Genomic DNA, 14,162 nt, shown 5'->3' with positions numbered 1-14,162 from the left:
CGGGGCAGCCCGGGGCCGGTCGGCGCGGCGCGGGGTCGGCGCGCATCGGTTAAGAAGGCTCGCTTATTCGGCCGCCGGAATTTCCGTTATCGGCCGCGATTCACATCGGCGCGACGGACTTGCGGGGCAGCAGCGCCAGCGCGCCGACGTAGAGCACCGCCGCCACGATGAGCAGTCCCTTGTAGCCGATCACCAGCGCCGCGTACTCCAGGCACCCGCCGACCATCGCGCCGAGCAGGTTGGCGCCGAAGGACGTGGTCGCGTCCGCCGTGTCGGCGAAACGCTTGGCGAAGACCACGTTGGCCACGAAGATCGGCAGGAACGCCACCGTCACGGCCGCCACGGCGCGCAGCGGCACGGGCAGCGACAGCAGCCACTCGTTGGGCACCAGCCAGGCCAGCAGCAGGCCCGCCAGCAGCACCGCGTACATGACCGGTAGTGGCGGCATCCTGAAGCGGCGGGTCACCTCGACGGCGGCGAGCACCGCGACCAGGACGCCCGCGAAGACGATCGCGTTGACCACCCAGGTGGTGCCGAACAGCAGCGCGAACCCGGTCACGCTCTTCGTCTCCAGCAGCATGAACCCCACGCCCAGCAGGAACAGGTCCGCGTAGGGGCGCATGCGGTCGTAGGGGCCTGCGACGACGCGGACGGCGAGCAGGCTGACGATGAGGATCAGGCCGAGCGTGATGATGTAGATCGGCGGGATCGTCGCGTCCTTGAGGTAGAGGAAGGGCCGGTCGTCGTCGGCGGGCGCCGGCGTGCCGGGGGCGGCGCCGGGCCATTCGCTCGCGCAGCGCTGGTCCGCGGCGGTCAGGCCCGCGGTTATCACGGCCTGCTGGCCCGCGGTGCTGACCACGTCGACACACGGCTTGTGGCCGAAGGCCCGCTGCATGGTCGAGGCCAGCCGGTCGACGAGCCAGCTCTCGCGGTAGTAGTTGTACATCGAGAAGGTGCCACCCGGATTGAGATGGGCGCGGGCGGCCCGCATGGCCTCCTCGGTGAACAGGTAGCTCTCCAGGCGCAGCGAGCTGGCTCCGGAGACGAGGGTGAGCGAGTCGGGCAGGGCGAAGAGGATCAGGTCGTACTTGTCGCCGGTGCGCTCCAGGAAGGCGCGGCCGTCGGTGATGTGGGTGACGACGCGCGGGTCGTCATAGGGCCGGTCGGGGTGGATCGAGGCGCCGAGCTCGTGCAGCTTGGGGTCGATCTCCACGGCGTCGACGCGGCCGGCGCCCTTGGACAGCGCGATGGCCACGTCGGTGCCGCTGCCCGCGCCGACGATGAGCACGTTCTTCGGCGGTTTCGTGGTCCGCTCGTACGGCAGGCCGTACTGGGCCTCCCACTGCAGCCGGGCGGCGGCGGGCACGGCCTGCTGGTGCGGGATGCCGTTGACCGCGATGTCGGTGACGGGGACGCCGAGCTGCGTGAGGTGCCGGAAGGTGACCTTGTAGTACGGCGACCAGATCGCCCCCGCCCCGAGCGTCTCGGTCAGCAGCAGCGCCACGACCGCGAGCGAGGGCACCGTCACCAGAGCCACGTACAGCGACTTCGGCCGGGGCATCAGCAGCAGTCCGTAGCAGACGGCGACGATCGCGCCCCAGAACACCGGCGGCGCGCTCAGGAACGACAGCGCCGTGAACGCCGCGATCCCACTGAGGCTGCCGATCAGGTCGTAGCGGTAGGCCTCCAGCCGCGGCAGCTCGGGGAAGCACCGGCCGACGAGCTCGGCGGGCCCCATGAGCACCAGCGCGGCGGCGCAGAAGATCACCGGCAGGATGAGCCAGGCGGGCGGGCCGGTGGTGCCGAGGCTCGTCCAGTACAGGATGCCCTCGGTGTTGCGGTCGACGGTCACCGGGAAGGTCAGCACGACGGCGACCAGGACGGCGAGCACGACGGGCGAGTAGTACGGTTGCCGCCGCGAGCGCCCCACCCGCAGAAAGCCGAGCCCGATGCCGAGGAACGAGCCGAGCAGCACGAAGTTCGTGAAATAGCTGAGATGGACGATGTTCGACCCGGTCCACCGGATCAGCGCCAGCTCGAGAAAGAGCATGAAAGCACTGGCGAGAACGAGCCTCGGCCGCACCGCCAGCCAATGGTCCTTCTCTCCGCCAGCGACCGGCGTCTGCGCCTGGAGCGTCATAAAGAATCACCGTAGTGAACTGATCGAAAACAAGGAAGTACGGGCACCCAGAACAAATGTCGTCCGCTTCGCCTGGATTGCGGCATTTTTGCAGGTCAAACCCTTAAAGAGGCCCTGGACGAGCACGCGTTGATGAGTGAATGTTGTGGCATTCGTTTTCCCTCCGATCCACCGGTGGTGACTCATGCGGGTCCTGATCCAGCTCCGTCCCTCCCCCGAACTCGTCGCGGCCGTCGCCGATCCCGGCCAGACCGCCACCACGGCCGACGTCGCCGACGGATTGCCCGGGGTCGAGCTCGACACGGCGTTTATCCCCGTGGCCGTGCCGCGGCCCCTTCCCCCGCCGGGCGGCGACCCGCTCTCCCTCAACCAGCCGCTCGACTTCTCGCTGGCCGCCGAGGACGCCTCCGTGCTGGTGCGCGGCACGATCTCGGACGACGAACTGGCCGCCAGGGTGACACTGCTGCCGGCGCTCAGGCCCGACGTGGTCGGCGTCTTCGCCGACCCGGTCATCCAGTCCACGCCGACGTGCGGCGGCGATCCGCCGGTCGGCACCTGGCACGACGTGGAGCGCCTGCTCAACGTGCCGGGGCTGCACGCGCAGGGCCTGGACGGCGCCGGGGTGGCGCTGGCGGTGCTCGACACCGGGATCAACACCGCCCACACGGCCCGGCAACTCGGCCGGGGCGTCACGCTCGACGCCGCGCGCTGCTGGAGCCCGGCGGGCGTGGCGGGCAAACCGGGCGAGTTCGAGGTGAACCATGGGACGATGTGCGCCTTCGACGCGCTCATCGCCGCTCCCCAGGCGACGCTGATCGACATCCCGCTGCTGCTGTCCACCCGGCCGGGCGGCTCGGTGATGGACGGGCTGCTGTCGGACGCGGTGTCGGCTTTCGCCCACCTGCGCACCGTGCTCGCCGCCCAGCCCGCCGAGTCCAGGGCGCTGGTGGTGAACAACTCCTGGGGGTCGTTCTCCCCCGAGTGGGACTTCCCGGTCGGGCACCCGGGCAACTACTCCGACAACGCGGCGCACCCGTTCAACCTGATGGTGGCCGAGCTCGACAAGGCGGGTGCCGACGTCCTGTTCGCGGCGGGCAACTGCGGGACCGAGTGCCCGGACGGCCGCTGCGCCTACCCCGACCGGCCCCTCCTGGGCGCCAACTCCCATCCCAAGGCCCTGTCGATCGGCGGCGTCGACGTCAACGGCGCGCGGGTGGGCTACTCCTCGCAGGGGCCGGGGCGGCTGACCGCGCGCAAGCCCGATCTGTGCGCCTACACGCACTTCTCCGGGTCCAGGGCGTTCGGGAGCCGGTCGCCGGACTCCGGCACCTCCGCGGCGACGCCGGTGGCCGCCGGGCTGGTGGCCGCCGTGCGCACCCGCTGGCCGGCCACCCGGCTGTCGCCGACGCAGTTGCGGGCACTGCTGCGGCGCACCGCGGAGGACCGCAGCGACGTGGGGTTCGACTACGACTACGGCTACGGGATCGTGGACCCCGCGGGCATCATCGCCGCGCTCCAGCGCCGGGCCAGGAGCGCGGCGTGAGTGGCCGCCTGCCCGGTCGACCGCCGAGCGGGTTTGTCAGGCGTTCTCCCGGTCGAACACCCGGGCCCCGATGGTGAGGGCGACCGCGGCGAAGACCACGGTCACCACCACGCCGGCCCCCACGGTGCTCGTCAGGTAGCGCCCCTGGAAAAGCTCGCGCAGCGCCTCCAGGACGTATCTGAACGGGCTGATGTGCGAGATGGCGTCGAGCCAGCCCGGCGCCATCGACATCGGCAGGAACGAGCCGGACAGCAGGATGAGCGGGACCACGGCCGTGCTCATCACCGGTGCGAAGAGGTGCTCGTTGATCGTCAGCGCGATGGCGTAGGACAGCGCGGCCAGGCTGATCCCGAGCACCACGACCAGCACGAACCCGGCCGCCAGCCCGGGCGCCGGAGCACGCAGGCCGAGGGCGAAGGCGACGGCCAGCAGCAGCACCGTCTGGACCACCAGCGTGACCGCGTTGTTGAGCACCCGGCCGAGCAGCAGTGCCAGCCGGCTGGCCGGGGTGACGCGCATCCGCTCCAGCGCGCCGGAGCGTTTCTCGAACACCACACCGAACCCGGCCAGCCCCATGCTCAGCAGCCCGAGCTGGACGATCAGCCCCGGCACCAGCGTCTCCCAGGTGCCGAACGTGGTGAAGATGGGCCCGAACAGCACCAGGAACAGCAGCGGCTGGACCGCGCCGAAGACGATGCCGACCTTCTGCCGCACGGTGGCGCGCACGCCGTGGCGGAACAGCACCCAGGTGTCGCGCAGCATCAGGCCCCCTTCCCGGAAAGCTCGCTCTCCTCGCGCAGTGACCTGCCGGTGATGTCGAGGAACACGTCGTCGAGCGTGCGGCCGCCGGTCTTGAGCTCGGCCGGGGCACCCTCGGCCACGATCCGGCCGTGGTCGATGATCAGCACCCGGTCGCAGAGCGCGTCGGCCTCGTCGAGGTAGTGGGTGGTGAGGAAGACCGTGATCCCCTTCTCCGCGCGCAGCGTGCGGATGTGGTCCCACAGGTTGGCCCGGCTCTGCGGGTCGAGGCCGGTCGTCGGCTCGTCGAGGAAGAGCAGGACCGGGTCGTGCAGCAGCGCGAAGGCCATGTCGAAGCGGCGGCGCTGACCGCCCGAGAGCGTCTCGCCGGATCGGGTGTCGAGCCCGGCGAGCCCCAGCCCGGCCACGACCTCGGCCGCCTTGGCCACGGCCGGCCCGCGGCCCAGGCCGTAGAGCATGCCCTGGAGCTCTAGCTCGTCCTTCAGCGGCGTCCCGAACGGGATCCCGCCGCTCTGGGAGACGTAGCCGATGCGGCGCCGGACCTCCCTGGCGTCGCCGAGCAGATCGCGGCCCGCCACCGTGGCGGTGCCCGCCGTGGGGCGGAGCAGGGTCGTCAGCATGCGCATGGTGGTGGTCTTGCCCGCGCCGTTGGGGCCGAGGAAGCCGACGATCTCGCCGGACTCGACCGTGATGTCCACGCCTTGGACGGCTTCCACACCGCCCTCGAAGGTCTTGCCCAGACCTGTGGTCTTGATCATTTTTCATCGCCTCCAAACTTAAAGTAGCTACAAACTTGGAGTCACTGCAAGTTTGGTAACATTAAAGCATGGAAGAGGGGCTCCGGGAGCGGAAGAAGCGGGAGACCAGGCAGCGCATCGCGGACATCGCGATGGGACTGTTCATGGCCAAGGGGTTCGACAACGTGACGGTGGCCGAGGTCGCGCGGACCGCCGACGTGTCGGTCAACACGGTCTTCAACTACTTCAGCACCAAGGAGGACCTGTTCGCCGACCGGCAGGACCTGGCCGTGGACTATCCCGTGCAGGTGGTGCGGGGACGCGCACCCGGCGAGAGCGTGGCCGCGGTCTTCCGCCGCGATGTCCTCGACGCGCTCGAGACGCGTCACTGGCGTTACGGCTTCAACGTGGGCGCCGACCTGTTCGCCAAGATCGTCGATGACAGCCCCTCGCTGGTGGCCCGGCTGCGCGAGGTCCACGAGTTGCGCCAGCAGTCGCTGGCGCGGGCGCTCGCCGACGAGGTCCGGGCCGAGCCGGACGACCTCACGCCGCTGCTGGTCGCCTCGCAGGTGCTCAACACGACGCGGCTGCTGAGCCACTCCTCGGTGCGCCGGGTGCTGGCGGGCGAGCCCTGGGAGAGCATCGGGCCCGACCTCAGGGCACAGGCGGAGCGGGCCTTCGACCTGCTGGAGTCGGGCATCGGCGACTACGGCGCGCGGCCACCCCTGGCAGACGGCGAGACCGGCCGCGCGGCCGGCACAGCCGGGAGCGCGCGGCCGCCGCTAGTAGCCGCTGGTGGTGGTGCTGAGACCGGAGAGCAGTCCGAACCCGAGCCCCAGGACCATGAATCCGGCGGTGATGATTAGCAGGACGGTGCCGATGATGCCGCAGATGCGACCGGCCTGCACGCTGCCGCGGTTGTCGAAGTAATAGCCGCTCTCGTCGATCTCACGCAGCGCCTTGTTGCCCATCGACCAGGCGAAGGGAGCGATGAAGGAGCAGACCACCAGGCCGAGGATGCCCAGCACGAGGATCGTGGTGCCGTTGGGGTGGCTCTGTGGCGGACCATAGGAAGAGGGACCGTAATTCGGATAGGACATGGCCGCTCCAACCCCCGTCGCCCGCTGATGTCAGGAGGGATTTATACCACAGACTGCGCGTTGATCACGTTGCGCCATCATGGGACCGCAGATGATCGACCTTAGGAGCCTGCCCCCGTGCGTGAACGCACTCGCGCCTTCCTCGCCCACCCGCGATTCCACCGCTTCATCATCGGTGTCATCCTGGTCAACTCGGGCGCCCTCGGCCTCGAGACGATGCCGGCCGTGGCCGAGCGGTACGACCACCTGCTCACCACGATCGACCATGTGGCGCTCTACATCTTCGTCGCCGAACTGCTGGCCAAGATCTACGCCGAGCGCGCGGCCTTCCTCCGCGACCCCTGGAACATCTTCGACACCGCCATCGTCGCCATCGCCCTCGCGCCGATGACGGGCAGCCTGTCGGTGCTGCGCTCGCTGCGCATCCTGCGCGCGCTGCGGCTGCTGTCGGTGGTGCCGAGCCTGCGCCGGGTGATCTCGGCGCTGCTGCGCGCGATGCCGGGGATGAGCTCGATCGTGGTGCTGCTCTCCCTGGTCCTGTACGTGGCCGCCGTCATGGCCACCAAGCTCTACGGCGGGACCGCCCCGGAACGCTTCGGCAGCCTGCCGACCTCGCTGTTCACCCTCTACCAGACGATGACGGGCGACGACTGGGGAAACATCGCCCGGGACGTGATGCGAACCCACCCAACGGCCTGGGTCTTCTTCACGATCTTCATCCTGGTGTGCACCTTCGTCGTGCTCAATCTCTTCATGGCCGTGGTCGTGAGCGCCATGGACGAGGAGAACGCCGAGGAGCGGGCCGCGCTGGAGGACACCTCGGCGCACACCCAGCAGATCCTCGACGAGCTCGCCGCGGTGCGCGAGGAGCTCGCCGAGCTGCGCCGCCAGGCACCCACCGGGCTGACCCCCCGCTGAGGGGAAGCGCCCCGGGGGCCCCGCTGACGGGAGTAGAACTCCACGACGAGCTGCTCGTCCACTTGTGCCTGGAGACGGCGCTGCGCGGCCTGCTGTGCACGTGCTGATCATCGGTGCCCCCCGCTGACGGAGCGGCCGTGACCGGGCTTTTATGCTGGACCGCATGCCCTCAAGCCTGAAGATCGTGGGATTCGACACCTTCCTCGTCCAGCCCCGCTGGTTGTTCCTGCGGATAGAGACCGACGAGGGGATCACCGGATGGGGCGAGCCGATCGTCGAAGGCCGCGCGGAGACCGTCAGGGAATGCGTGCACACCCTGATGGAGCGCCTCGTCGGCGCCGACCCCGCCCCGATCGAGGACCACTGGCAGCGCATGACCAAGGGCGGCTTCTACCGGGGCGGCCCCGTGCTGTCGAGCGCGGTGGCGGGGATCGACCAGGCGCTCTGGGACATCAAGGGCAAGGCGCTCGGTGTGCCGGTGCACGAGCTGCTCGGCGGCCCCATGCGGGATCGGGCGCGGGTCTACACCTGGATCGCCGGCGACTCCGCCGCGGAGCTGGCGGACGCGGCGGTGGCCAGGAAGGAGGCCGGGTTCACGGCGATGAAGTTCACGCCGTTCCAGGCCACGCCGCACGTGCCCAGCGCGGCGCACGTCAAGGAGGCCGTGGGCCGGGTCGCGGCGGTGCGCGCGGCCGTGGGCGACGACGTGGACCTGGCGATGGACTTCCACGGCCGGCTCTCGCCCGCGGCGGCGCGGCGGGTGCTGCCGCTGCTGGAGCCGTACCTGCCGATGTTCGTGGAGGAGCCGGTGGTGCCGGAGCTCTCGCGCGACCTGCGTACCGTGGTGGAGTCGACGTCCGTGCCGATCGCCACGGGCGAGCGGCTCTACTCCCGCTGGGACTTCCGCGAGGTGCTGGCCACCGGCATCGCCGTGGCCCAGCCGGACGTGTCGCACGCGGGGGGCATCTCCGAGCTGCGCAGGATCGCCGCGATGGCGGAGGCGCACGGGGTCGCGGTGGCGCCGCACTGCCCGCTCGGGCCGATCTCGCTGGCGGCGTCGCTGCAAATCGACTTCGCCACCCCGAACTTCCTCATCCAGGAGCAGTCCCTCGGGATCGGCTACCACGCGGGGACGCCGTTGCTGGACTATCTGGTGGATCCGTCGGTGTTCGCCTTCTCCGAGGGGTACGTCGAGCGTCCGGTGGCGCCGGGGCTGGGGATCGAGGTGGACGAGCGGGCCATACGGGAGGCGGCGGAGCGCGGGCACGCCTGGCGCAACGAGGTGTGGGAGCACCCGGACGGGTCGTTCGCCGAATGGTGATTATTCGGACATACCTTTACATCGGCCCATGGAGTGCGCGCGCATCCCTAACATGTGACTGGTGACTGGGACGCACCGACCCTCAGATCCGCCCTTACCTCATGACCCCGGCGCCCCGCCCCGGCAGAGGCCGGCGGCGGCCGATCACGAGGTGCCGCCTCGGCAGGCGCTGACGGCCGAGCGGGGGGAGCGGTGCCGGCGGGTGCTGATGGCGGGCGGGGTGGTGACCGGGACGCTGATGCTCGTCATGGCCGGGGTGCTGATGACCGGCGCGTTCGGCACGCGAACGCTGGACGCGGCCCACTGGCCGGGCCGCGAGGCGCCCACTTCCTGGCATTCCGGCCCGTTCGCCTTCGAACCGCTCGCCACCGCCCGCCGCAACACCCCGCCATCGACCTCCACCCCGCCGGCCTCGAACCCATCGGCGCCGGACCCCACGGCCTCCGGCCCACCGGCCTCGAACCCGTCGGCGTCAGGTGCGGCGACGTCGCCCGGCCGATCGATCCCGCCGTCCGGCTCGGTGCGGGCCGGCGGGGACGGGCCGGCCGCCTCCGGCGTGCCAGGCGGCGGTGGTGCGGGCAAGTATCACCCGCGCGGCCCCGCCGGTGCGCTGCCGGGCCGCGGGCCCGCCACGTCCCGAGCGCCCGTCGTCTCGCGCGGGCCCTCCGCCGGGGGTGGCCGCCTGCCGATCACCCGGACCCCGTCCGCCGGCACCCGCCCCGGCACCAGGCCCGGGGTCGGCGCCACGGCGTACGACTCGGCCTCCGCCACCGCGGAACCGGGCCGCACCCGGCCCGCCGGCACCCCGATCAGAGTCCTGGAGGCCGTGCCCGACCCCACCCCGGCCCGCACCCCCGAAGCCACCCGCTAGCCGAGCGCCTCACCGGAGCCACCTCTAGCCGGAGACCCCGCGCAGGACGGAGACCGTCATGGCCTCGTCCACCGTCTCGGGTGAGAGCACGTGGTCGAGCACCATCACCGCGCAGCCGCTGATGCCCGCCCCGGCGCCCAGCCGGCTCGGCTCGACGCGCAGCCGCCGGGTGGCCAGGGCCGTCGAGCGGCGGTAGACGACCTCGCGGATGCTCGACATCAGCGGCCCGAACGCCTCGGCCACGTCTCCCCCGAGCACCACCACGGACGGGTTGAGGATGTTGACCGCCCCGGCCAGCACCTCGCCGATCCTGCGCCCCGCCTCGCGCACGGTGGCCATCGTCTCGGCGTCGCCCGCCCGCACCAGCGCCGTCACGTCCGCGATGGTCTTGACGTCCTTGCCGTGCGCCCGCAGCTCGCGAAGGAGCGCGGTGCCGCTGGCCACGGAGTCCACGCAGCCGGTGTTGCCGCAGCGGCACAGCACGTCGCCGCCGTCCAGCACCGGGATGTGCCCGATCTCGCCCGCCGCGCCGAGCGCGCCGCGCAGGATCTCGCCGCCGGCGATCACGCCCGCGCCGATCCGCGTCGAGATCTTCACGAACATCAGGTCCTTGAGCTCGGGATAGATCCCCCGGTGCTCGCCGATGGCCAGCACGTTCACGTCGTTGTCGACGAGCACGGGGACGGGGAAGCGCTCCTGGATGATCGGCGGGATCACCACGCCGGTCCACGACGCCATCACACGGGCGCTCTCCGTACGGCCGTGCGCGAACTCCACCGTGGCCGGCACGCCCATCCCGACGCCCCTGATCATCGAGTGCGGCCGGTCGCCGAGCAGCTCGTCCCAGGTGTCCATGAGCAGCGGCAGCACCGTGTCGGGGCCCTGCTCCACGTCCATCGCGAACTCGCGGCCGGCCAGCTCCCGCCCGGCCAGGTCGCACACGGCCACCCTGGTGCGGCTGGCACCGAGCGCCGCCACCAGCACCACGCCGCCCGCGGCGTTGAACTCCAGCCGGACCGGCGGCCGCCCGCCGGTGGACGGGGCGTCGTCACGCTCCACGACCAGGCCGCGTTCCAGCAGCTCACCGACGCGCAACTGCACCGCGGGGCGCGACAGGCCGGTCACCCGGCCGAGGTCGGCCCGCGTCACGGCCTCTCCGGTGCGGATGAGGCGAAGGATCTCGCCACTCGTGGCGAGAGTCGCGGCGGTACGTCGTGGCATCGGCTAAGTGAACCACATGGGGTTAGGTAATGAAAAGTCCAGACTTTTTCATCTCGAATGCCAAAACTCGGCTTGTGTGCGACCCAAACTCCGGTTAGTGTCCGTTCTGTCCCTCTTGGCAGATCATCGGAGCGCTCAGCCGTGTCCCTCCCCACGACCTCACCCGACCCTGGCGTCCAGACCGCCGACCTCGTCGTCTTCGGCGGCACCGGCGACCTGTCCATGCGCAAGCTGCTGCCGGCGCTCTACCACAGCGACAGGGACGGCCGCCTTTCCCCGGAGACCCGGGTCATCGCCCTGTCCCGGGGCGGGCTGACCGACGACGACTTCCGCGGCAAGGTGGACGCCGAGGTACGCGACCGGGTCCCGGCCGGCGACCCCGCCGGATGGCGGCGCTTCCTGGAGCGGCTGCACCACGTGTCGGTCGACGTGGGCGGCGAGGACCGGGCCGGCTGGCACGCCCTGGCGGAGCTGCTGGCCGGATACGAGACGCGCGACCGGGTGTTCTACCTGGCCAGCCCGCCGCGTACGTTCGGGCCCTTCTGCCGGGAGCTGGAGCAGGCCGGGCTGGTGACGCCGCGCTCGCGGGTGGTGCTGGAGAAGCCGCTGGGCCACGACCTGCCGAGCGCGCAGCGGATCAACGACGAGGTCGGCGCCATCTTCGACGAGCGCCAGATCTTCCGCATCGACCACTACCTGGGCAAGGAGACCGTGCAGAACCTGCTGGTCCTGCGCTTCGCCAACGCCTTCCTGGAGCCGATCTGGAACTCCCTCTGGATCGACCACGTGCAGATCACGGCCGCCGAGACCGTCGGCACGCCCGGCCGGCGCGGCTACTACGACCACGCCGGCGCGCTGCGCGACATGGTGCAGAACCACCTGCTCCAGTTGCTCACCCTGACCGCGATGGAGCCGCCGGCCCGCAACGACCGCGAGGCCATCCGGGACGAGAAGGTCAAGGTGCTGCAGGCGCTGCGGCCGATCTCCGGCACCGAGGTGGACCGCTTCACCGTGCGCGGCCAGTACGTCGAGGCCGCCGGCATGCCCGGCTACCTGGACGAGCCCGCCTCCACGCCGCCGACCGAGGCCTCCCGGCGGGTGGAGACCTTCACCGCGATCCGGGCCGAGATCAGAAACTGGCGGTGGGCGGGGGTGCCGTTCTACCTGCGTACCGGCAAGCGCATGCCGCACCGGCGCTCGGAGATCGTGGTGCAGTTCAAGGACGTGCCGCACTCCATCTACCCCGGCGGCACGCCGAACCGCCTGGTGCTGCGGCTGCAGCCGGAGGAGGGCATCGAGCTGCACATCATGGCCAAGGAGCCGGGCGCCGGCGAGGTGGCGCTGAAGCCGGTGCCGCTGTCGCTGAGTTTCGGCAAGACGTTCACGGCGCGGGTGCCGGAGGCGTACGAGCGGCTGCTGACGGACGTGCTGGCCGGGAACCCGACCCTGTTCATGCGCCGCGACGAGGTGGAGGCGGCCTGGCGCTGGATCGACCCGATCCTGTCGGCCTGGGAGTCGTCCGGCGACCTGCCCGAGCCCTACCCCGCGGGCACCACCGGCCCCGTCGGGGCCCACGAGCTGCTCGGCCGCAGCGGTCGTGCCTGGCACGAGGAGGAAGTGTGAATTCGCTCATTCAGGACATCACCGATCGCATCGCCGAGCGCAGCGTGGCCAGCCGGGCCACGTACCTGGCGCGGATCCGCCGCGACGGCGAGGCCGCGCGGGCGAACGGCCCGGCGCGCTCCCACCTGGGGTGCGCGAACCTGGCGCACGGCTTCGCCGCCTCCGGCGCGGACAAGCCCGCCCTGATGGGCTCGGCCAAGCCGGGCGTGGCCATCGTGACGAGCTACAACGACATGCTGTCGGCCCACCAGCCCTTCGAGACCTACCCGGCCGAGCTGAAGACGGCCGTGCGCCGGGCCGGGGGCGTGGCGCAGGTCGCCGGCGGCGTGCCCGCGATGTGCGACGGCATCACGCAGGGGCGGGCCGGCATGGAGCTGTCGCTCTACAGCCGCGACGTGATCGCCATGTCAACCGCGATCGCGCTCTCGCACGACATGTTCGACGCGACGCTGCTGCTGGGCGTGTGCGACAAGATCGTGCCGGGGCTGTTCATCGGGGCGCTGCACTTCGGGCACCTGCCCGCGGTCTTCGTGCCCGCCGGCCCGATGACCTCCGGGCTGCCGAACAAGGTCAAGGCCCGCACCCGGCAGCTCTTCGCCGAGGGCAAGGTGGGCCGGGGCGAGCTGCTGGAGGCGGAGTCCAAGTCGTACCACTCCCCCGGCACCTGCACCTTCTACGGCACCGCGAACTCCAACCAGGCGCTGATGGAGGTCATGGGCCTGCACCTGCCCGGCTCGACGTTCGTCAACCCGCACACCGAGCTGCGCCACGCCCTGACCGGGGCGGCCGGGCGCCGGGCGGTGGAGATCACCGCGCACGGTGCCGAGTACACGCCGATCGGCGAGGTGGTGGACGAGAAGGCCATCGTGAACGCGTGCGTGGCGCTGCTGGCCACCGGCGGCTCCACCAATCACACGCTGCACCTGGTGGCCATGGCGGCGGCCGCGGGCATCGTGCTGACCTGGGACGACTTCGCCGCCCTGTCGCGGGTCGTGCCGTCGCTCACCAAGATCTACCCCAACGGCCAGGCGGACGTGAACCACTTCCGCGACGCCGGCGGCATGCAGGTGCTCATCGGCGACCTGCTCGACGCGGGGCTGCTGCACGGCGACGTGCTCACCGTGGCCGGGCCCGGCCTCGACCGCTACCGCGAGGCGCCCGCCCTGGTGGACGGCGAGCCGGTCTGGTCGCCGGTCACCGGCGGCAGCGGCGACCTGGACGTGCTGCGGCCGGTCGCGCGGCCGTTCTCGGCCGACGGCGGGATCCACATGGTCGAGGGCAACCTGGGCCGGGCCGTCAGCAAGGTCTCGGCGGTCAAGCCGGAGCACCTGGTGATCGAGGCGCCGGCGAAGGTGTTCGACGACCAGCTCGACCTGCTGCGCGCGTTCGAGGCGGGCGAGCTGGACGGGCAGGACTTCGTGGCGGTCATCCGCTACCAGGGGCCGAGCGCGAACGGCATGCCGGAGCTGCACAAGCTCACCCCGCCGCTGGCGGTGCTGCTGGACCGGGGTCAGCGGGTGGCGATCGTCACCGACGGGCGCATGTCCGGGGCGTCCGGAAAGGTGCCCGCGGCCATCCACCTGTCGCCGGAGGCGGCCGACGGCGGGCCGATCGCGCTGGTGCGCGAGGGCGACGTGATCAGGCTGGACTCGGCGGCCGGGACGCTGGAGCTGCTGGTGCCCGCGCCGGAGCTGGCCGCGCGCACGCCCGAGGGGCGCCCGCTCAGCGACGCGCAGTGGGTCGGGACGGGCCGCGAGCTGTTCGCGGCGTTCCGCCGGATGGCGGGCCACGCGGAGCAGGGCGCCGGGATCTTCGGGGTGAGCGGCGCCGAGTCGCCGGAGCACGGCCCGGGGCTCGGCTTCCCGGCCGAGGCCGGCTCCTCGCACCTGGAGACGGGCGGCACACCGGTCGCCGCGCTGGCCCGATGAT

General features: G+C 71.4%; 12 protein-coding genes. 7 read left to right on the top strand and 5 right to left on the bottom strand.

Translation table 11 applies throughout. The features are described 5' to 3' along the window. Window positions 1-100: 100 nt before the first annotated feature. Window positions 101-2,050 carry a spermidine synthase gene (locus tag ABGB18_RS03300; RefSeq protein WP_347693793.1) on the bottom strand — a complete coding sequence of 650 codons (1,950 nt, stop codon included), beginning with the start codon at window positions 2,048-2,050 and terminating at the stop codon, window positions 101-103. A 274-nt stretch (window positions 2,051-2,324) separates the two neighbouring features. On the opposite strand from ABGB18_RS03300, the gene ABGB18_RS03295 reads away from it, so the two are divergent. Continuing rightward, the gene (locus ABGB18_RS03295) at window positions 2,325-3,683 is read left to right on the top strand and encodes a S8 family serine peptidase (protein ID WP_347693792.1); all 1,359 of its coding nucleotides are present in this window, start codon (window positions 2,325-2,327) and stop codon (window positions 3,681-3,683) included. Between the two features lie 36 nt (window positions 3,684-3,719). Here ABGB18_RS03295 and ABGB18_RS03290 read toward each other — a convergent pair whose 3' ends face one another. Together ABGB18_RS03290 and ABGB18_RS03285 are read right to left on the bottom strand one after the other, a co-directional pair. Next, complete coding sequence (locus ABGB18_RS03290; RefSeq protein ID WP_347693791.1) at window positions 3,720-4,445, bottom strand: ABC transporter permease; 726 nt, start codon at window positions 4,443-4,445, stop codon at window positions 3,720-3,722. Then, window positions 4,445-5,200: an ATP-binding cassette domain-containing protein gene (locus ABGB18_RS03285; RefSeq protein ID WP_347693790.1), complete on the bottom strand. Its 756-nt coding sequence runs from the start codon at window positions 5,198-5,200 to the stop codon at window positions 4,445-4,447. Before ABGB18_RS03285 ends, ABGB18_RS03290 begins: the two co-directional genes overlap by 1 nt. A gap of 68 nt (window positions 5,201-5,268) precedes the next feature. Here ABGB18_RS03285 and ABGB18_RS03280 point away from each other — a divergent pair, with 68 nt between their 5' ends. After that, window positions 5,269-6,045 (top strand): TetR/AcrR family transcriptional regulator, encoded by a 777-nt coding sequence (locus ABGB18_RS03280; RefSeq protein WP_347693789.1) that lies wholly within the window; start codon window positions 5,269-5,271, stop codon window positions 6,043-6,045. Here ABGB18_RS03280 and ABGB18_RS03275 read toward each other — a convergent pair. Next, window positions 5,962-6,279 (bottom strand): DUF4190 domain-containing protein, encoded by a 318-nt coding sequence (locus tag ABGB18_RS03275; RefSeq protein ID WP_347693788.1) that lies wholly within the window; start codon window positions 6,277-6,279, stop codon window positions 5,962-5,964. The two genes, ABGB18_RS03280 and ABGB18_RS03275, sit on opposite strands and share 84 nt — an antisense overlap. A gap of 117 nt (window positions 6,280-6,396) precedes the next feature. Here ABGB18_RS03275 and ABGB18_RS03270 point away from each other — a divergent pair, with 117 nt between their 5' ends. The 3 genes from ABGB18_RS03270 (at window position 6,397) to ABGB18_RS03260 (ending at window position 9,389) form a co-directional block, all read left to right on the top strand. After that, window positions 6,397-7,197: an ion transporter gene (locus ABGB18_RS03270; protein WP_347693787.1), complete on the top strand. Its 801-nt coding sequence runs from the start codon at window positions 6,397-6,399 to the stop codon at window positions 7,195-7,197. 163 nt (window positions 7,198-7,360) lie between these two features. Beyond that, entirely contained in the window at window positions 7,361-8,518 is a 1,158-nt protein-coding gene (gene dgoD, locus ABGB18_RS03265; protein ID WP_347693786.1) for a galactonate dehydratase, read from the top strand. 151 nt (window positions 8,519-8,669) lie between these two features. Then, window positions 8,670-9,389, top strand: a complete 720-nt coding sequence (locus ABGB18_RS03260; protein WP_347693785.1) for a hypothetical protein — start codon at window positions 8,670-8,672, stop codon at window positions 9,387-9,389. A 24-nt stretch (window positions 9,390-9,413) separates the two neighbouring features. On the opposite strand, the gene ABGB18_RS03255 is transcribed toward ABGB18_RS03260, so the two are convergent. Beyond that, window positions 9,414-10,610 (bottom strand): ROK family transcriptional regulator, encoded by a 1,197-nt coding sequence (locus ABGB18_RS03255; RefSeq protein WP_347693784.1) that lies wholly within the window; start codon window positions 10,608-10,610, stop codon window positions 9,414-9,416. A gap of 141 nt (window positions 10,611-10,751) precedes the next feature. On the opposite strand from ABGB18_RS03255, the gene zwf reads away from it, so the two are divergent. Both zwf and edd read left to right on the top strand, forming a co-directional pair. After that, window positions 10,752-12,233, top strand: a complete 1,482-nt coding sequence (zwf, locus tag ABGB18_RS03250; protein WP_347693783.1) for a glucose-6-phosphate dehydrogenase — start codon at window positions 10,752-10,754, stop codon at window positions 12,231-12,233. Then, a complete protein-coding gene (gene edd / locus ABGB18_RS03245; protein WP_347693782.1) occupies window positions 12,230-14,161 on the top strand; it encodes a phosphogluconate dehydratase in 1,932 nt (643 codons plus the stop codon). The genes zwf and edd overlap by 4 nt, the downstream gene beginning before the upstream one ends. Window position 14,162: the final 1 nt, after the last annotated feature.

It is taken from the genome of Nonomuraea sp. B12E4, assembly GCF_039871825.1.
GTDB lineage: Bacteria > Actinomycetota > Actinomycetes > Streptosporangiales > Streptosporangiaceae > Nonomuraea.
This window is presented reverse-complemented; position numbering and strand designations above follow the sequence as displayed.